Here is a 20,318-nt window from a genome sequence, read left to right as displayed (position 1 = left end):
GATCTTCAACCATGAGGTCGGAGACCGGCCGCGCCTGATGCTCGATCATGTGATGTTGCTGCGGAAGGCATCTCCGGAGAGCGAATGATCGTCCGCGGAGAGCGTGGGTCGACGTTGTGGCGGAATCGGGCTAGGCCTCGCCCGGCTGCCACATGCAACCAGGTGTGTGCGAGTGATGCCGGCGCCTGAGCCAGTGTGAAGGCTTGAATCTGCGATCTTCGGAGTTCCGAGTGTTCTGTGATCGTTGACCCCGCGGTGATCCCCGGCCTGCTGCTCCTAGCCGCCGAACTCGCCGCGCTGGCTGCCGTCGGTTACGTCATCGCCCGCGTGGCGCTGCGGCAGGACGACGAGCGCATGGCCCTCGCGCAAGGGCTCGTCGTCGGCCCTGCGCTATGGGGAGTGATCACAAATCTCGTGCTCTACGTCGTCCCGGGGTTGGCGGGCGCGGCCGTCGCCTGGGGCGTCATGGTCGCGGTGGGCGCGGTCGTCGTCTGGCGCGGGCGCCGCCCGCTTCGCCTGCGGCCGCGCACGGTGGCGGGATTCACCGTCGCCGCCTTGGCGCTCTTCTGGGTCGCGCTGGCCAGCCGACAGGTCTTAGCCATACCGGACCCGACGGTGCAATTGGGCCTGGCGGTCTCAATCCGCGCGGGAGGATTCCCGCCGGAGCTGTTTTGGAACCCAGGGGCGCCCGCGCCCTACCACCACGGAATACCGCTGCTGGTCGGGCTCTTGGCGCCGCCGGCTGGGCCCGGTCTGGGATTGGTCACCGAGCTGCTGGGCGCGTACGTCTGGATGAGCTTCGCCCTGGTGATCGCGACGCTGCTGCTGCACCGCGCATCCAGCTTCGCCGCCGCGGTTACGGCGCCGCTGCTGATCACCGCCGGCGCCTGGACCTTCACGTGGGTGGGTGAGGGCCTCTTGGAGATTCCGGTCCTGGCGGGCGTGCCGTCGGCGGAGGCCGGCGCCTCGTTGATGGACATCTACTGGCCATCCCCGGAGCAATCGTGGCTGGCCGACCGGCCGATTCAGTTTCGTGAAGCCGCACTCCCCGACATTTGGAAACCCGGATTCCCGTTGGGGCACGCGCTGCTGGTCATAGTTTTGGAGCGGTCCGCGCGGGCAAAGGGTCGGTCTTGGCCATTCACGCTCACGCAGGCAGCCCTGGTGAGCTTTGTCGGCTTGTCGGTCGCAACGCTGGCGCCGCTGTTGCTCGCGCTTTGGGCGGGTCTCGAGGCCGTGCATCTCCGGCGCGCGCGGTGCGCACAGTCGTTGACGCGGGGCGCTGTTCTCCGGTCGACCGCGGGTCTGGCCTTGGCCGTGGTTCTGCTGCTCGCCGGCGGGCGGTTTGCGGGATTCTTGTCAGGCGCGGCGTCGGTGGGCCTCACCCTCGCGTGGAATGAGCATGGCGAGGGCTGGCGGCTGCTGGGCGCGTTCGACCCGCGATCTGGTGGGATTGCCGTGCTGGGCGTGGGTCCGGTGGTCGTGGCGGGCGCGGCCGCGCTGATGGCGCGGCACGACCGACTGGTGCAAGCACTGGCCCTGGGCAGCGGAGTCTTGGCGCTTGCCTACCTCGGGCTGCGCTATACGCCGGCCCCTTTTGACGTGGACCGTTTGGCGGGTCACGGGCGCAATCTGGCGCTGATCGCGCTGCTGTTGGCGCTCAGCGTTCGCCTGACCGGCTTGCCGCCCCGCTTGCGCTACGCCGCCAGCGGGGTATTGGTGGTCCTGTTGATCTGGCCGACCGTCGTGGGACCGGCGCGCAGCCTCGGTCTGGCCCTCGGCCACGGGCCGTTGCTCGCGGACGCCCAGCCGGGACAGCGCACGTTAAGCGGATCGGCGGCATTTGGCCGAAGCTTGAGAGTGGGGCCTATTTCGGAGCGCGTCGCTGCGTATATCCGCGACCACACCGCGGTGGATGCCCACGTGCTCGACACCGCGTGGCCCTTCTGGCATGTGCAGTTCAACACCGGCCGCCCCAACAATGCGGGCTTCTACGGCCTGACCCACCAGTTCTTCCACGTCGGACCGGAATACTGGGACGCCCTCAAGTATCTCGAGCCGGCCGCCATCCGGCGGCTGGGCATCCAGTATGTCCGTGCGACGGATGCGTGGGTGGCGGGCCTGCCGTCCCGGGCGCAGGCGTGGCTGGGCGATCCTCGGTTCTTCGAGCTGCTGGTCCGAGACGGCGGCGAGCGGCTGTTTCGAGTCCGGCCGGCGTTCCCGAGCCTCGACGTTTCACCCCATCCCGCGTCCTTCGAGGCCTTGCGTCAGGCCGTGCCGCCGTCGGCAACCGTGTATTTGGTGATTCCGCCGCGGGATGTCCAGACGCTTCGCGTCGCGTCGACGCTGTCCCACGCCCGGCTCGTCGGGCAGGTCGATACCCACGAACTCCACCTGCTCACGCCCACGAACTGGAGCATCGATCCGCTCACCGACGAGACGCCTGACATCGTCGTCCTGCCGTCGAATGGCGAGACGTGGATGTTCCCGCCCTCGGCACGGACACCGATCTGGTGGACCGACCACAACGTCGCGGTGTACGCGCCCACCGGCGCGGTGCCGCAAATCCTGGATACTCCGATGCCGGATGCCGCCGGACCACCGCGCGATCTGCCGCCGGTGCTGCTGGAAGTGCGCGATGTGACGGTGGCGGATGGCCGCATCGAGTTCGCCGCCGCCTTCAACGAGCGCACCTCGCAAGGGTGGACCAGCCAGGATTGGATCATCCTCGAAGGCGACCGCTCGCCCTGGGCCATCCCGACGGAAGTCTTTCGCCGCCGCGCGGAGCCGACGATTGCCAAGTGGTTCGCGGGATTGCTGTCGGCAGGCAGTGCAACCACCTCGCACACCTACCGCTTCGACGCGCGCGCCCGCGAGCTGTCAGTGCGCAACGACCGCGGTGATTTCGTGCCGCTGGCGAGCTCAGCGGACGATCTTGGACCCGGCGGCTACACGCTGGCCCTTCGGCTGCGTCACGAATATGAGCCGACCACTTGGCGCGACGCCGCCGTCATTCCCCTGCTGCGGATCCGGATCTCCGAGAGTGGCCGCGTAACCTATGAGCCATTGGCAGACGTTCGCGGCGCGCCGGTCGCATAGTCCTTCTCGAGACCCTGCGCGCGTCGATCCCGACCAAGGCGGAGTCGCCGTGCAACGACCTCCGCACCGTGCGCGCATGAGGGGTGTCATGGCTGGGGGTTCGGACGCGGCAGGCGAGGCTTGATGCATGCGTGTTGACCTGACGGTCGTCCCAGGCCTCCTGCTTCTGGCTGCGGAGCTCGCCGCGCTCGCCGCCGTCGGCTACGTCATCGTCCGCGCCGTGCTGCGGCAGGACGACGAGCGCATGGCGCTGGCGCAGGGCCTGGTCGTGGGCCCCGCGCTCTGGGGCGTGATCACAAACTTCGTGCTCTACGTCGTTCCGGGGCTGGCGGGTGCGGCCGTCGGCTGGGGCGTCATGCTCGCCATCGGCGCGGTCGTGGCCTGGCGCGCGCGCGGACGCATTTGCCCGAGAGCCCGCACGGCGGCGGGGCTGGCCGTTGCCTTCCTGGCGCTCTTCTGGGTCGCGCTGGCCACCCGCCAACTCTTGACCATCCAGGACTGGCCGATCCAACTGGGCCTGGCGTCCTCGATTCGGGCGGGCGCGTTTCCACCGGAACTGCCCTGGCATCCGGCGACGCCGGTGCGGTATCACCACGGGCCTTCGCTGCTGGTCGGGCTGTTGGCGCCACCCGTGGGACCCGATCAGGCCTTCGTGTCGGAACTGCTGGACGCCTACGGATGGACGAGCTTCATCCTGGTCGCCGTCGCGGCGATCGTGCGGCGCGGCTCGTGGCTCGCATTGCCGCTGGTGGCGCCGCTGTTGCTCACGCATGGCGCCTGGACCGTAATCTGGGTGGGCAACGGCCTGTTGGAGATCCCCCTGCCGGCGGGGCTGCCCGCGGCCGGCCTACGCGATTCGCTGGCGGATATCTACTGGCCGTCGGTTGCCTTCCCACCGAACGCCACGCCCTGGGGCCAGGCCTTGGCGGACATATGGAAGCCGGCCTTCACGCTGGGATACGCCCTCGCGTTTGTGGTGGTGGAGCGCGCCGCCCACGCCGATCGCCGCTCGTGGCCCGCCGCGGTGACGCTCGCGGGCCTGGTCGGATTCATCGGCGTGCTGGCGGCGACGTTCGCCCCGGTGGTGCTCGCCGTGTGGGCCGGTTTGGAAGCCCTGCACCTGGCGCGATCCTGGCGCGATCGGCCGGCGCTCGCTCGGCGTTTGCGTCAGCCACGCGACTGGATGCGTTTGGCGGTGACCCCAGGACTCCTCGGCGGAGCCATGGTCCGCTCGGGCGGTGGGCTGGCTCTGGCCGTGCTGTTGCTGCTCGGGGGTGGAAGCGTGTTCACCGGGCTCCTCGACGGCGGCGCGGCGTCGGGTCTGTCACTGTCCAGAAGCCTCGACCCGGGGGACTGGCGGCTACTCGGGACGTTCGACCGCTGGCCCGGCGGTGTGGCCCTGCTGGGCGTGGGTCCGGTGGTCGTGGCGGGTGTCGCCGCGCTGCTGGCCCGGCGCGATCGAGTGGTGCTGGCGCTGGCGGCGGGCTCGGGCCTGCTGGCGCTGGCCTGGCTGGCCTTGTATCACGAGCCGGCGCCCAAGGACTTGGACCGCGTGGCCGGGCACGCGCGCAACCTTGCGCTGGTGGCGCTGCTGCTCGCCCTGAGCACCCGTTTGACGGGATTGGGCCTGCGCTGGCGCGCCGCCGCCGCCGCGCTGTTCGTCGGCCTGATCGTCTGGCCGACGGTCGTGGGGCCCGTGCGAAACGTCGGCCTGGCGCTTGGGAGTGGCATCCAGATTGCCAATGCCGACGGCATGGACGAGGAGCCGCTGGCGTCGGACGGGCCGGAGTCCGCGCGGCGCTTTCAGCTGCCCGCCATGTCTGAGCGTCTAGCGGCCCGCATACGGGACCACACGTCCGGTGAGGCGCGCGTGCTCGCCACCACACCGCCCTACGCCAACGTCTTTCTCGCCACCGGCCGCCCCAATGCGGCGGGCCTCGCCGAGCAGATCCACCTGAACTATGTCGCCGGCCCCGAATATCTCGACGCCGTGAACTACTTGGAGCCGCGCGCGTTTCGCCGGCTTGGACTCGACTACGTCCATGCCACCGATGCATGGCGGGCCGACTTGCCCGACCGGGCCGTGCGCTGGCTCGACAATCCGCGCTTCTTCGAGCCTCTCGCGCGGGACGGTGGCGAAACGCTCTACCGCGTCCGTCCGGCGTTCCCGCAGCTTGACGCCGCGCCGCATCCGGCATCGTTCGAGGCGCTGCGCGCGTTGCCGTCGTCGCCGACGCTCTATCTCCACCAGCAAACCTCGTGGTGGAGTCGGATCCGGATCGCCTCGGCGCTGCCCGATGCCCAGTTAATGGGAGCACTCAACCTCGCGGGCCTCCATCTCCGCACGCCGCTACGGCCCGTGGAATCGCTGGGCGTGAATGTTCCGGACCTCGTGGTCTTGCCGGCGGCCGTCGATCCTTGGATGTTTCCCGCCGGATGGCGCCCGATCTGGCGGAACGAGGATGCCGTGGTCTACGCGTCGCCCTCGGCGGCGCCGCCGGTCATGGCGCTGCCGGACATCGAGCCGGCCCCGGTCAGCGTCCGGGTCACTGACGCGCGCCTGAACCAAGGCCGCTTGACCTTCACGGCCACGTACAGCGAGCACGCGCCGGAACGCTGGACGAGCCAGGACTGGGTATTGGTCCCGCTTCTCGAATCGCCGTTGGGCATCCCCGCCGGCTTTGTTCGTCACGAGCGGGGACCGGTGTTCGCGAAGTGGATTGACGGACTGCTCTCGTCGGGTTCCGCGGCGACCACCCACACCTATCGGCTCGACCTGGCGACATCCGCCCTCGAGGTTCGCAACGAACGTGGCGCCTTCACGCCCCTGCCCGCGTCGGGAGGCGATCTGGGTACCGGCACGTGGGCGCTGGTCATCCGCCTGCGGCATGAATGGCAGCCGAACCTTTGGCGGGAGGCCGCCTTCGTCCCAGTGGTGCGCATGTGGGTGGCAGACGACGGCGAGATCGCGTTCGAGGTCTACGACAACGCTCGCCGCGGCTGAGCCATCCGCTTCGCTCATCGTCAGCCGCCGCTCCATCGACGGCCGATGCTCTCTCCCGCTCCGAGGCCGGCGGGTCGGACATGGCCCAACTCGTCAGCCAGGGAAAACGGCCCTAGCCGCAACCGATACGACACGTCATCATGGGTCGTGAGCGGTGCCTCGCGTCCATCTCGTCGGTCGAACCCGACGAGACAGGGGGTGCACCGCTCGCTTGCGTCAGCCCAAACCGGCCCCGGATCCCGGGTCCGCTTGCGAAGAGGAAACTTTGGATCGTCATAGACCGACGGGTCGAAAGCATCGGTTGAGAGTTGATCAGTGACCGTTGACCCGGCGGTGATCCCCGGCCTGCTGCTCCTAGCCGCGGAGCTCGCCGCGCTGGCTGCGGTCGGCTACGTCATCGTCCGCGTGGTGCTGCGCCAGGACGACGAGCGCATGGCCTTGGCGCAGGGCCTGGTTGTCGGCCCCGCGCTCTGGGGCCTGATCGTCAATTTCGTGCTCTACGTCGTTCCGGGATTGGCGGGCGCGGCCATCGGCTGGGGCGTCATGCTGGCGCTAGGCGCGTTCCTTGCCTGGCGCGCCCGTGGCCGCATACGCATGCAGCCACGCACAGTCGCGGGATTCACGGTCGCCGCCTTGGCGCTCGCTTGGGCGGCCCTCGCCAGTCGGCAGCAACTGCCCCTTACCGATCCCTACATTCACCTCGGACTGTCCGGCTGGCTGCGTGCGGGCGGGTTCCCGCCGGAGGCGCCCTGGAACCCGGGCATACCGCTGCGCTATCACCACGGCGTCGACCTGCTGGTCGGCCTGCTGGCTCCGCCCATGGGACCCGACCCCGCCTTCGTCAACGAGTTGCTTGGCGTCTATGCCTGGGTGAGCTTCGTGCTGGTGGTGGCGACCGCGCTGGTGGCGCGTGGGTCCTGGCGGATCGCGCTGCTCCTGGCGCCGCTGCTGCTCTCGACCGCCCTCTGGACTCGAGGAGAAGTGGAAAACGGGATCCTGCAGACTCCCATCCCGGCGGGGTGGCCGCAGGCGGGCCTGCGGACGTCGCTGGAGCGGATGTTCTGGCCGGGTGACCAGCAACTCCTTTCGGTGAAGGAACGGACGTTGCCCAACATTTCGACGCCTGCGTTCCCGTTGGCCTATGCGCTGGCGCTCGCGGTAGTGGAGCGTGCCGCGAATGCCGGGCGGCGGTCGTGGCCGGCGACCCTGACGCTCGGCGGGTTGATCGGCTTCCTGGGTCTGCTTGCGACGTCACTCACCCCACTGGTGCTCGGGCTCTGGGGGGCTCTTGAAGCCGCGCAGCTGGGCAGGGCCTGGCGGGAGCGCGCCCTGGCGTGGCGCGCGCTGGTACGGCCCAGCGCGGGGCTTGCGCTCGCCGTGGTCCTGCTGCTGGCCGGTGGCGGCAGACTCTCGGGACTCCTGGGGGATTCGGCGACATTGGGGCTGACGTTCTGGTGGGACGGCGACCCCTCCAACTGGCGGCTGCTGGGCGATATTGAGGCGCATTCGGGCGGCGTTGGCCTGCTGGCGGTTGGGCCGGTGGTCGTGGCGGGGATCGCGGCGCTGCTGGCCTGGCGCGACCGCCTCGTGACGGCACTGGCGGCAGGCGCCATTCTGTTGGCTGTGGCCGGGCTGGTGCTCCACTATGAATGGCGTCCCGGGGACCTCAGCCGCTTCGCCGGGAACGCGCGAAATCTGGCGCTCATCGCGCTGTTGCTGGCGCTAAGCACCCGCCTGGCGCGGCTGCAGCCCCGCTGGCGCCGGGTCTCCGCCGTGTTGCTGGCCGGCCTCATCATCTGGCCGACGGTCGTGGGGCAGGTTCGCTCCTTGGGATCGTCGCTCGGCCAAGGCATTGAAATCGCCAACGCCGCGGACGAGGGACCCGCGGCCGGCGGCATCAACACGAGCGGACGGGAGGTCATGCCGGCCGTGTCCGCGCGCGTGGCGGCCTATATCCGCGACCACACCGCAGTGGATGCCCGCGTGCTGATGACCGTGGAGCCTTCCTGGAAGGTAACCGCCGTCACCGGCCGCCCCAACCATGCAGGATTTGCCGGCGCGGTTCACCAGGAATACAAACTCGGCCCCGAGTTCTTGGATGCCCGAGAGTTCTTGGAGCCGACAGCCGTGCGGCGCCTGGGCATCGACTATGTCTACGCGACGGACGCGTGGGCGGCGCGGCTGCCCGAGCGAGCGGCCCGCTGGCTGGCGGATCCCGGCTTGTTCGAACTGCTGGTGCGCGACGGTGCCGTGGCGCTCTACCGGGTGCGACCGGCGTTCCTGGCGCTGGACGTGCCGCCGACCCCCGCGTCCTTCGCGGCGCTGCGATCGCTCCCGCCATCGACGGTGGTGTACGTGGCGCCGCAAACCCCGCCAGTGCACGGGCTGCTGATCGCCTCGGCTCTCTCGCACACGCGGCTGTCGGGCCATATCGACACCGGGCCCGTGCATTTCGTGACGCCCCTGCCGTGGACGGTGGAGCCGCTGGGCCAGCGCGAGCCTGATCTCCTGGTCCTGCCGACAGTGGTCGAGCCGTGGACGTGGATGTTTCCCTCCGTCGGACAGCAGCCGATTTGGCAGAAGCACTACGTGGCGATTTACGCCCCGAGCGGGTCGGTCGCGCCCATCATGCCGCCGCCCGCGCGGCCTGACCCGCCGGCCTTCGGCGTGCGGGTGTCCGACGTGCGGGCCGCGGATGGACGGATCGCCTTCACCGCGGCCTTTGACAATCGCTCGCCCGATGGGTGGACCGGCCAGGATTGGGCGGTGCTCGCCGTCGCCGATTCGCCGTGGACCCTGCCGCTGGCCCTTCCATCCGACGGACGCTCGCCGGCGCCCGTCGCGTGGTTCGACGGCTGGCTCCGGTCGAGCGTGACGACGACGACGCACACCTACGAGTTCGATGCGCGGACTTCCCGCCTGGCGTCGCTGAATGCCGACGGCGTGTTCACGGCGATGGCGTCGTCGGGAGCCGTACCGGGGGCGGGCGACTGGGTGCTGGCGCTCCGCCTGCGGCATGAATACGAGCCGGGCACGTGGCGCGACGCCGCCCTGCTGCCGGTGCTTCGGTTCACGACTTCCGAGAATGGCGACATCGCCTTCGAGACCTTTGACACCCTGCCCGGTAGCTGAGTAACGCGCCGTCTAGGATTCCAGCCCACCTCGGTGTTGCGGCACACGTCATGGTCACGGCGCGGACCGAGGCTCAGACTCCGCGTGCACCACCTTCTTCGCGGCGACTTGACAGCGCCAAGCCGCGCGATCGCTGCATCCATGCTCCATTGGTGGGCGCAATGGGCGCGGTGACGGAGACTGCCGATTCCGACTGCCGCCCGTGGTCGTATGCCGGACTAGTCTGGCTCGTCGAACAGCGATTCCGCGCAGCCAATGACTACCTCCACGGCATCAACGTCTGGAGCCATAGCGGGCGCGGACGACTGGGTGCTGGCGATCCGCCTGCGGCACCGTAGGACAGTCAATTCAGGTTCATTGGCCTCTCGGATCGTGAGATTAGATTCGTAAACACTTGGCACTAGCCTGGGTGAATCCGCGCTATTGCCCAAGATACGCCTTGGTGCCATTCGCTGCGTTCATACATGCATCTATGAAACAATGCAGACTCAGCCACAGTTTCCCCGGATAGTGAAATCACCCATATTCCTTTGGCCGACGTTCGCCCCGGGCCGGTCCTATCGCTCGGCAAGGGACCGCCGGTGAGGCCGGCACGGCGGGGCCCGAGCCGCCTGGAGTTGCCTCGCGCACCGGGACTGATTTGAGCGTCGTCGTTAGCCGGATCGGAAGCGTCGGGTCAGGGCTGATCAATGACCGTTGATCCGGCGGTGGTCCCCGGCCTATTGCTGCTGGCTGCGGAGTTCGCCGCGCTCGCCGCCATCGGCTACGTCATCGTCCGCGTGGCGCTGCGGCAGGACGACGAGCCCATGGCCCTGGCGCAAGGGCTCGTTGTCGGCCCCGCGCTCTGGGGCCTGATCGTCAATTTCGTGCTCTACGTCGTGCCGGGATTGGCCGGCGCGGCCATCGGCTGGGGCGTCATGCTCGCGCTGGGCGCGATCCTCGTCTGGCGCGCACCCCGCCCCCTTCGCCCGGGGTCGCGCACGGTCGCTGGATTCACCGTCGCCGTCCTGGCGCTGGCGTGGGCGGGCCTCGCCAGTCGGCAGCAGGTGATCGTTACCGACCCATACATGCACCTGGGACTGTCGGGCTGGCTGCGTGCGGGCGGATTCCCGCCGGAGGCGCCGTGGAACCCGGGCATGCTGCTGCACTATCACCACGGCGTCGACCTGCTGGCCGGACTGCTGGCTCCGCCAACGGGACCCGACCCGGCCTTCGTCAACGAGTTGCTTGGCGTCTATGCCTGGGTGAGCTTCGCGCTGGTGACGGTGACGGCGCTGGCGGCGCGTGGGTCGTGGCGGGTCGCGCTGCTCCTGGCGCCGCTGCTGCTCTCGACCGCGCTGTGGACCCGGGGCGACGTGGGATACGGGCTTCTGCAGACTCCCATCCCGGCGGGATGGCCGGACGCGGGCCTGCGGGCGTCGCTGGGGGAGATGTACTGGCAGCCAGAATTCAGGTCGTGGAGGGAACGGCTGTTGCCCAATATTTGGACGCCCGGGTTCCTGCTGGCGTATGCGCTGGCGATCGTGGTGCTGGAGCGCGCCGCGCATGCCGGGCGGCGGTCGTGGCCGGCGACCTTGACACTCGGCGGATTGATCGGCTTCGTCGGCCTGCTGGCGACGTCGTTCACGCCACTGGTGCTCGTGCTGTGGGCGGGTCTTGAAGCCGCGCAGTTGCGAAGGGTCTGGCGGGAGCGGGCCCTGGCGTGGCGCGCCGTGTGGCGGCCCGGCGCGGGGCTCGCGCTCGCCGTGGTCCTGCTGCTGGCCGGTGGCGGCAAATTTACGGGGCTTCTGGTTGATTCGGCGTCGTCGGGGCTGGTGCTCTGGTGGGAGGGCGCCCCGTCCAACTGGCGGCTGCTCGGCGTGTTCGAGCCGCATCCGGGTGGAGTTGGCCTGCTAGCGGTTGGGCCGGTGGTCGTGGCGGGGATCGCGGCATTGCTGGCCTGGCGCGATCGCCTCGTGACGGCGCTGGCGGCGGGCGCCATGCTGTCGATTGTGGCCTGGCTGCTGCTCCACTATGAACCGTTTCCCCACGACCTCGACCGCTTGGCTGGGAATGCGCGCAACCTGGCGCTGATCGCGCTGCTGCTGGCGCTCAGCGCCCGCCTGGCGGGGCTGCAGCCCCGCTGGCGCCGGGCCGCCGGCATATTGCTGCTCGGCCTGATCATCTGGCCGACCGTCGTGGGGCCGGTTCGCGCGCTGGGGTCGGCGGTTGGCGGAGGGGTTGAGCTTGCCAACGCGGGGGTCGTGGGGCCCGCGGCCGCCGCCGGCTACGGGAGCGGACGGGCGGCGATGCCGGCCGTGTCCGCGCGTGTGGCGGCCTATATCCGCGACCACACGGCACTGGATGCGCGCGTGCTCGTACCCGGCCGTCCGGAGTGGAAGGTGACCGCCGTCACGGGCCGCCCCAACCACGCCGGATACGTCGGCGTGTTCCACCTGGCCGACAGGCTGTCCCCCGAATACTTGGATGCCAGCGACTACTTGGAGCCGGAGGCCATGCGGCGCCTGGGCATCGACTATGTCTACGCGACGGACGCCTGGGCGGCGCGGCTGCCCGAGCGAGCGGCGCGTTGGCTGGCGGATCCCGGCTTGTTCGAACTGCTGGTGCGCGACGGTGCCGTGGCGCTCTACCGGGTGCGACCGGCGTTCCTGGCGCTGGACGTGCCGCCGACCCCCGCGTCCTTCGCGGCGCTGCGATCGCTCCCGCCATCGACGGTGGTGTACGTGGCTCCCCAAACCCCACCGCTGCACGAGCTCCGGATTGCCTCGGCTCTCTCGCACGCGCGGCTCTCGGGCCATCTCGACACTGGGCTCTTGTATTCCATGACGCCCGTGCCGTGGACGCTGGAGCCGTTGGGCCAGCGCACGCCTGATCTCCTGGTCCTGCCGATTGCGGTCGAGCCGTGGACGTGGATGTTTCCCGCCGTCGGACAGCAACCGATTTGGTGGAACGACTACGTGGCCATCTACGCCCCGAGCGGGTCGGTCGCGCCCATCATGCCGCCGCCCGCGCGGCCTGACCCGCCGGCCTTCGGCGTGCGGGTGTCCGACGTGCGGGCCGCGGATGGACGGATCGCCTTCACCGCGGCCTTTGACAATCGCTCGCCCGATGGGTGGACCGGCCAGGATTGGGCGGTGCTCGCCGTCGCCGATTCGCCGTGGACCCTGCCGCTGGCCCTTCCATCCGACGGACGCTCGCCGGCGCCCGTCGCGTGGTTCGACGGCTGGCTCCGGTCGAGCGTGACGACGACGACGCACACCTACGAGTTCGATGCGCGGACTTCCCGCCTGGCGTCGCTGAATGCCGACGGCGTGTTCGCGGCGATGGCGTCGTCGGGAGCCGTGCCGGGCGCGGGCGACTGGGTGCTGGTGATTCGCCTGCGGCATGAATACGAGCCGGGGGCCTGGCGCGACGCCGCCGTGATGCCGGTGCTTGGGATCAAGATCACCGAGGATGGCGAGGTGGCATTCGAGACGTATGACACCGTGCCCGGAAGCTGAGCCGGGCGCCACTTCGATCGGCAGCCGCTGTTCTCCAGGGGCCGATGCACGCTCGCGCGGCCAGAGAATCCGGAACTCGGCCCGATGGCGGCTCCGCCGCCGCGCGTCTCGCCGGGCTACCGCAGCACCGACGGCGCCAGGCCGCGGCGGCGCAGCCGATAGATCGTGCGGCCCACGTGATCGGCAATGTAGAGGTCGCCGTGCGGGCCCACCACCACGTCTGTGGGCCGCGTCAGCGAGCTGACGAACGGTTGCACCTGCGCCGTGTAGGAGTCGCCTTGGCGCTGCAGCCGCGCGCGCAGGATGTTGTGCGCAAACGAGCTGCGTCCCCCCGCCGGTCCCCACATGGCGATCAACACGTTCCCGTCAAACTCCCCCGCCTGCGGCCCGGTGAAGAAGCTCAAGCCCGCGGCCGCGCCGTGGGCCGGCAGATTCGCCACGGGTCCGCGGGTCCCCGAGTCCGGCGGCGGCGTGCCCCAGAACCGCGCGTGCCCATAGTCCGCGCCTTGGATCACGTGGTTGAGCTCGTCGGGCGGATCGTCGTTGCGCCGCACGCTGCTGTCAGGACCGTTGTCGGTGCAGAACAGCTCCCCGTCCGGGCTGAACGCCAGGCCGAATGGGTTGCGCAGACCGGTGGCGAACTTCTCCAGCCCCGTCCCGTCCAACCGCGACCGCAAGATGGAGGCCGACAGCGGACGCTCGCGGATTTCGCCCGCGTTCGTCGTGCTGCCGAGCGTCATGTACAGCAACTGGTCCGGACCGATGGCGATGCCGTTGTTGCGATGGAACGGCACCCTCGTGTCCAGTTCCAGGCCGGTGACCACGTCCGCCGACTCGTCGGCGGCCCCCGAGCCGGAAGCGTCTCGCAGCCGAATGATCTTCTCCTCGACGGATAGATAGACGTGTTCGCCCACGAACGCCAGCCCCCGCGGATCCTTGACGCCGTCACCCGAGGCAAAGGTGCGAATCACGTCGGCCCGCCCATCGCCGGTTGAGTCCTGCATCGTCACGATCCGGTCATTCGAGAAGGCGACGAAGAGCCGTCCGTCCGGCGCGAAGCGAAGCACCGCCGGGAAACCGAAGCGCTGCGTGCCGGCGAACACCGAGATCTCGAATCCCGGCGGCGGAATGGGCGGGCCGCTTTGAATCGGGCCGGCCGGCCGCTCGGTTCGCTCCAGGCGCATGCGCCGCCCCGGCGCCAGCGCCGGCGCGGCGTCAAAGCTTCGCACGAACTGCCAGTTGTAGTTCGCATACGCCGTGTCGCGGGTCACGTCGCCCACCAACGCCAGGCTCGCGGCGCCGGGCGTCTGCGGGTGAACCTCCATTACCCCGGCCTCGAAATACTGCCGCACGAAGTCCGGCGCCAACCCCGGAATGATCGGGTCGTCGTCATCGCCGGTTTCCAGGCGTGCCGCCGTCAGCGGCGCGCCTAGGCCGAGGTCACCGCCGACGGCGTCGTAGAGCTCGAGGAACCCGGTTCGCGTCCCGTCCACCGCTTGGTTCGACACCACGTGCCCATAGGGCCCCACCGCGCGGCCGGGGTGCGGATTCGTGAGCGCCGACTCGCTGGGAATGTCCGCGATCGCCGCCGCGCCCTCGCCGTCACCCAGCACGGTCCACAGGTCGCGCCACTGCATCACCACCCCATCGCCGGTCAGCCGGCTTTCCATCACGCCGCGCTGGAAGTACTGGCACAGCACGCCGTCCTCGACGATCGGTTCGCTGATGGCCAGCCCCGCCCGCCGCAGCCCGCCCGTGCGGAAGTAGTGACCCAGGAAGTCGACCAGGTGATGCCCACCCGCCGCCGTCACCGAGAGCGTCGCGATGTTGTGACCCAGCTCCGGCTCGAACCGCACGGCTACGGCGCGCGCGTCCCCGGTGGGTTCGAGTCCGCGGACGCGAGGCCAGCCAAGCGTGAACCCGGCCGCGGCCAGAGCGCCCGCCGCCAGCAGGCGACGTCGTGGCAGGCGTCGCGTCTCTGGTCGGGTGGTGGGCGTCACGCGGGGTGATCGAGCCGGGCTCAAAACCTGGTTATGCTACAAGAGGTCCGCGACCGCGAGTATCGCGGACGGCACAAAGCAGCAACACACTTCCCCCATGGCAAGACGTAGGCGCCGCCGCGCATCGGATTCACGGGCTGCCGAACTCGCCCGTGGCGGCAGGCCGGCCGATTCCCCCGAAGCCGACGACGCACCCGCCAAGGCCGACGAGAAGCCCAAGCGGCAACGCCGCGGGCAGCAGTCGGGCGCACAGCCGCGCTCCGGCTTGGGCCGCGGATTCTGGCTCTACTTTGCCTTCATGATGGCCGTGCTCATTCCGCTCAACCTGTTCTGCCTCAGCAACCTGGACCAAGGCCCGGGTGACGTGCAGGACATTCAGGAATCGCCCCTCGTGGACAACGGAGGGCCACTCGAGCCCTACGCCACCGATCCGCCGACCTCCGGCGCGCGGGCGCTTCAGCCTGCGGCCTTTGGCTTCCATACCTCGACCATTGCCGACGTGGTCCAGGTCGCCAACCTGTGCGCGGGCCACGTGATCGTCCATTTCAACCCGTCTGGGGGCGCCGCGCTGGAGGCCGAGATGAACCGCGTGGCGCAAGAACTGGAAGGCTACGACGTGGTCGTGCACCCCGACGCCGGCTTGGGCGACTCCGAAGTGGTGCTCACGGCCCTCTTGGTCATGCAGCGACTGGACGCCTACGACAAGTCCGAGGTCTACAACTTCGTGCGTGGGTATTCCGGCAGCCGGCCCGCGGCCGAGCTTTGTCCGGGAGACGGCGGCTAGGGCGACAGCTCCAGCTGCACCGGCCCCAACAGGCCGGACACCAGCCGCTCCGGCTCGATGTTGCCCTCGTGCCAATAGCGGTGCCAGGGGTCGCCCATGCGCGATTCGTCGCGCCGCCAGCGCATCTCGTTCGCGGCCAGGTTGCTCACGCGGACGCGAACCGTGTTGGATCCGGCGTTCACCGCGCCGGTGAGGTCGAAGCGATAGGGCGGCCACACACGCGACCCGAGCGATCGGTTGTTCACAATTACTTCGGCGTGGTGGCGTACGTCCCCAAGATCGAGCACCACCGTGCCGGCGGCCTCGGCCTTGGAGAGCTCGACGCTCTGCTCATAGACCGCGGAGCCCGAGTACCACCCATAGCCCAGCTCATCCCACGGCGTGAGGCTGATCGTGGTTGGGCGCATGAACAACGCCAGCGGCGCGAGCACCCCATTGGAAAAGTCCGTCGCGTGGACCTCCACGCTCAGCACGCCGCCGGTCGTGATGTTGTAGACGCCGTTGATGTCCGGCGTCCGTTCCCGCACGTCGACATAGACCTTGTGCACGCCCTTGATATAGGGAATGCCGATGCCCACGCAGCCCGTCGGCAGCCGTTGGCGATACATCAGCGTGCGTGGAAACTGCACGGGCTCGCCCAATAGCACAATGTGGCTCCACGGCTGCACGGGCGGTCCCCCGCGCTCCCACGTCACGGTCGGCACGTCGCGGGCGAATGCCGTGCCGGTCCACATCTCCGAGCGCGGCGCCTGCACGTCCCAGGACGCGTCGGACACCACGACCAGCGACTCCCCGGAGCGCAGATCGATTTGCGCCTCGAACAGCAGCGAGAGCGGTGTGCCGGAGGTGCTGGCGATGTCCGCCACGATCGTGTTCTGGCCCAGCCGCAGGTAGGGCATGATGTTGTAGGTCACCGGGTTGGACCAGTCATCGGACTCGCCCAGCGCCGTGCCGTTCATGTAGACCGTGGCTTTTTCGACGCCCACGAATGTGGCCCAGGCCTTGATCGGCGGGTCGGTGATCGTCAGCGACTTGGTGAAACGCAGCCGGTCGTGGGCCTCACTATCCGGCCGAACCACCCAGCCCTCCGGCTGTCGCACGCCGGTGATCCACGAGGCGCGCCAGTTGCCCACGGCATTGGCGTCGGCCGTGGTGAGCCACAGCTCGCGCCAGCTCGAGTCGTCATACAGCGGATCCCGCAGTCGCTCCAGGCGCCCCGCGCCAAGCGCGAAGTCCTGAAACCGCATCACGGGGAGTTCGGTGCGGCGCACCGTGCCCTGGCCGGTGGGCACGCCGGTTTCCAGCGCAAACTGCCACTCGCAGCCCAGATCCCTGGGCTTCACGCGCGGCGCCCGGCGGCTCGACGAGCCGCGGGCGGGCTTGGTGTCGGCGTCGAACACGACGGCGCGCGCCGCGTGTCCAGGAAGCACGAACTCCGCCGTGCGCCGCGTGCGTGCGCCGGTGGTGCTGAGCGATTGGTGCGAACCGCTCTCCGGGTCCCACAGCTCCGCGGCGCCCCGGGCGCGGCTCCTAACGGCGACCTTTTGCTCCTCGGGCGTTTCGTTGACGACCAACACCACCTCGCCGCCGTCGAGCCGGCGGGCCGCGAGCGCGACGCCGTCCGTGTCCGAGGCCAGGCTGGTTGCGGTCGTCAGCCGCGCCGTCAGGCGATCCAGCCAGTCCGCCGCGTCTTCCTTGAGCGTGAAGATGCGGCCTTTGCCCATGCGGCTGCCCCGCTTGGTCGACGCCCCGGCCGGGGTCAGCGGCTTCACCAGGCGCAGCAGCTCCTCGTCGCTCGCGCCGGCCTCGGAGCTGACGCTCGGGAGTTCGCCGCCCCAGATCAGGCGCCCACCGGCCTTCACGAATTCGGCCAGCCGCGCCGCCACGGCACGCTCCATCACCGGCATGGGCGGGATGACCAAGGCATTCACGGCCACGCGGCCCTGGCGCAGCGACGCACCGTCAAGCTCGCCGCCAAGGACGAACGCGGTGTCAACGACATTCACGTCGATGCGGCGCGCATACAGCCCGTCCACCAGCGACTCGAAGGCCTCGCCGATTTCCCGCGCGCGCGCATTGGGCCGGCCATCGGCCGTGTTCGCCCAAACGCTGGTCAAGGGCGACAGCACGCCGATGGTCGTGGTCGCGTGACTTCGGCGCACCAAGGTGCTGAGACGCGCGGCATACGACGTGACCTCGCCGAACTGGCGCCAATACGGGTTCTGGGAGAAGAACGTGTTGGGCCAATCGTCGGCCGCGACCGCGCGGTCCATGCTGTAGTGGAAGCTTTGGATCACCGGCAGGTCGGCGCCGATCACCGCCATGCGACTCAGCCCCCGCCGCACATCGTCCAGGGTCACGCTCCACCCGGCGCCGCCGAACGCGCGCACCGCAACCCGGGGGCGCTCCGCCAGCGCGGCGACGGATACGGCGGGCTTGATCTCGGCAGGCTGCACCGTGCGCGGGCGGGCGTTGCGGAAGCCGTGCATGTCACTGCCCGGCAGCGGCACGGCGCGCATCGTGCGAAGGTAGTCGCCCTGGCGAGCCGGATGTGCGGCGATGTGCTCTTCCGTGTGCCCCATCCATGAGTAGCCGCGCGCCTGGCACCACTCCGCAAGCTGCTCGAACCAGCACTCCGTGTAGCGCGCCGCCACCACGTCGTAGAAGTCGCAGCGCAGCCTGGCGGTCGCGGGACCGGCACGCACGATCAACTGCGGCAGCAGCGGCGCCAAGGCGTAGCCCTTGCGCGCGGCGAATTGCTCGGGCAGGTCGTCGGTCCATGGAATGGGTCGGCTGGCCAGGTGCGGCGAATCGAACGCGAAGCCGGCGATGGCGTCGCCCAATCGCTCGGCGTAGGGCGCGTAGGCGGCTTCGATAAAGCGCGCCACGGTTTCGGGGCGCAAGTAGTCGATTCGATCGTCGACCGGAGCCACGGCAAAGCTGAAGATCTGCCACTCGCCGTCCGGGCACTCCCACGTCGGGGCGTCCGGAATCTCGGTTAGGCTCTCGGGGTCCAGGCCCTGCCCGGCGTCCACCCGGCCCGCCACGCGCACCAGCGGCTCGCCCTCGGGGTAGCGGCCTTCGAGCGAAACTTCGGATGGGCCCGTGACCGAAAGCACGCTCCGGACCAGGGCCTTGCCCTGATGCTCCGGGCCAGAGGCGAGCACCTGCGACGGCGTCTGTCCGTCAGCTTCGCCGGGATCGCCCGCCGCCCCGCTCGGCGACCGGTAGTCGTCGCCGATCCACACGGACAACCCGGCTTTGGCGGCGGCACCCACCGCGTATTCGATGGTGTCCCACCAGCGATCGCCGAGGTACGGCGTGCGCAGCCCCCGGCTGGCGCGAATCACCACGCCGCCTATCCCCTTGTCGGCCAACTGACGAATCTGGCGCGCGATCCGCGCCTCGTGCAGCTCGCCATTCCAGAGCCACAGCGCGAGCGGCCGGTCGTCCGGGGTCGGAGCTTGAAAGCTCTCGCGCAGCTGGGTGAACGCGTCGCTCATGCGCAACGCTCCGTGCGCCCGTGGTCGACGCGCGGCGCAGGCCTAGAGCGGCGGGACACGATCCGGAGGGAAGAGCAGCGAGTCAACGGGCGCGGACCTGCGTCAAGCGTCGCGTTCGGTCGTCGCAGACGGCGACTCCGCCGGCGGTGCCGCGGCACGATGATTGTCCCGGCCTTGATGCAGCAACTCCTGCCGCACGATCGGCACGTCGCGGGGAGCGTTGATGCCAATCTTTACGCGGTCGCCAAGTATTTCCAGCACGGTCACCTCGATGGCGTCGTCCACGACGATCGTCTCGTTGGCTTTACGGGAGAGAACGAGCACCGGCCTCCATGCCTTTCTGCGCCGGCTGCGAGCGGACGTCGTCGCGCCTGGCCGGACCCTTGTGAACTGCCACACTACGTGACAGCCGTCGTTGGGGAGGAATGCACGCATCGTGCGGCTTGTTCATTTTATCACAAGCGGCCCGGTCAGCGGGCGCTGGACTGCCTAGCACGGCAGCTGACGCGATCGTGCCCCCCTCCTGCGCCCCGAGCCCTGGCGACAGCGACTACACCGCCTGGATGCTCGCGCCCGTCGATCCGCACGCGGTCTACGCGGCGCTCGACGCCGGCTGCGGAAACGGGACGCGTACCGCGGCGCTGCGCCGGCGGCTGGCGCCGCACGCGCTTGTCACCGCCGTTGATCTCGACCGCGACGCCGTACGCGCCAGCGGGTCGATCCCCGGCGTCGATGCCGCACGCGCCGACATTTCGCGCCTGCCTCACCCCGACGGCTCCTTCGACCTGGTCCTCGCGGGTCACGTGCTCTACTACCCGAGCGACCCCGCCGGCTGGCTGTGGGAGATCCGCCGCGTGATGTCGTCGCGCGGCATGCTGCTCGCCGCCACCAACAGCGCGCGGTCCGGTCGTCGCCTCCTGGACCTGCATGTGGACGCCTGCCGCAGCGCCGGCAAGGCGGCCATGGCCGCGCGCGCCCTCGCGCCCACCGCGCGCCACCGCTTCACGCTCGAGAACGGCGCCGACCAGCTGCGCCGGGTCTTTGCCGATGTGACGGTGCGCTGGCGGGATGACCCACTGGTGTTCGACTCCGTGGCGGGGGCGCTTGCCGCCTACCGCGCGGGGCTATTCGCGCGGGGCGCGCCGGCTCGGATGTCGTCTGCCGATCGCGAGCGTCTGGCAGACCTGCTCGCACCCCACATGCGCGCCTCGCTCATGGCCGCGGCGGATGCGCAAGGGCGAATCGTCATCCCCCGCCGCAGCGGCTGCTTCACCGCGCGCGGCTAGCGGCCGGGTG

At 69.8% G+C, this 20,318-nt stretch carries 9 protein-coding genes; 6 read left to right on the top strand and 3 right to left on the bottom strand.

Annotated features, from left to right (window positions below; translation table 11 throughout):
- Nucleotides 1–237 precede the first annotated feature (237 nt).
- The 4 genes from OXG33_09960 (at nt 238) to OXG33_09945 (ending at nt 12,735) form a co-directional block, all read left to right on the top strand.
- Complete coding sequence (locus OXG33_09960) at nt 238–3,099, top strand: hypothetical protein (GenBank protein ID MCY4114245.1); 2,862 nt, start codon at nt 238–240, stop codon at nt 3,097–3,099.
- A gap of 127 nt (nt 3,100–3,226) precedes the next feature.
- Nucleotides 3,227–6,103: a hypothetical protein gene (locus OXG33_09955; protein ID MCY4114244.1), complete on the top strand. Its 2,877-nt coding sequence runs from the start codon at nt 3,227–3,229 to the stop codon at nt 6,101–6,103.
- A gap of 315 nt (nt 6,104–6,418) precedes the next feature.
- Nucleotides 6,419–9,235: a hypothetical protein gene (locus tag OXG33_09950; GenBank protein ID MCY4114243.1), complete on the top strand. Its 2,817-nt coding sequence runs from the start codon at nt 6,419–6,421 to the stop codon at nt 9,233–9,235.
- Nucleotides 9,236–9,924: 689 nt separating this feature from the next.
- Nucleotides 9,925–12,735: a hypothetical protein gene (locus OXG33_09945; GenBank protein MCY4114242.1), complete on the top strand. Its 2,811-nt coding sequence runs from the start codon at nt 9,925–9,927 to the stop codon at nt 12,733–12,735.
- Between the two features lie 116 nt (nt 12,736–12,851).
- Here the strand turns inward: OXG33_09945 and OXG33_09940 are convergent, their stop codons facing one another.
- On the bottom strand, nt 12,852–14,735 hold the full coding sequence (locus tag OXG33_09940) for a PQQ-dependent sugar dehydrogenase (protein MCY4114241.1): 1,884 nt from the start codon (nt 14,733–14,735) through the stop codon (nt 12,852–12,854).
- 97 nt (nt 14,736–14,832) lie between these two features.
- Between OXG33_09940 and OXG33_09935 the strand changes: the two genes are divergently transcribed.
- The gene (locus OXG33_09935; GenBank protein MCY4114240.1) at nt 14,833–15,519 is read left to right on the top strand and encodes a DUF3105 domain-containing protein; all 687 of its coding nucleotides are present in this window, start codon (nt 14,833–14,835) and stop codon (nt 15,517–15,519) included.
- Here OXG33_09935 and OXG33_09930 read toward each other — a convergent pair.
- Together OXG33_09930 and csrA are read right to left on the bottom strand one after the other, a co-directional pair.
- Nucleotides 15,516–19,022 (bottom strand): glycosyl hydrolase, encoded by a 3,507-nt coding sequence (locus OXG33_09930; GenBank protein ID MCY4114239.1) that lies wholly within the window; start codon nt 19,020–19,022, stop codon nt 15,516–15,518. The two genes, OXG33_09935 and OXG33_09930, sit on opposite strands and share 4 nt — an antisense overlap.
- A 102-nt stretch (nt 19,023–19,124) precedes the next feature.
- The gene (gene csrA, locus OXG33_09925) at nt 19,125–19,346 is read right to left on the bottom strand and encodes a carbon storage regulator CsrA (protein MCY4114238.1); all 222 of its coding nucleotides are present in this window, start codon (nt 19,344–19,346) and stop codon (nt 19,125–19,127) included.
- Between the two features lie 188 nt (nt 19,347–19,534).
- Here csrA and OXG33_09920 point away from each other — a divergent pair, with 188 nt between their 5' ends.
- Complete coding sequence (locus OXG33_09920) at nt 19,535–20,308, top strand: class I SAM-dependent methyltransferase (GenBank protein ID MCY4114237.1); 774 nt, start codon at nt 19,535–19,537, stop codon at nt 20,306–20,308.
- Nucleotides 20,309–20,318 lie beyond the last annotated feature (10 nt).

The organism is Chloroflexota bacterium (assembly GCA_026708035.1).
Taxonomy (GTDB): domain Bacteria; phylum Chloroflexota; class UBA11872; order UBA11872; family UBA11872; genus JAJECS01.
Note: the sequence above shows the minus strand (reverse complement) of the source record. Positions and strands in the feature narration are given on the sequence as shown.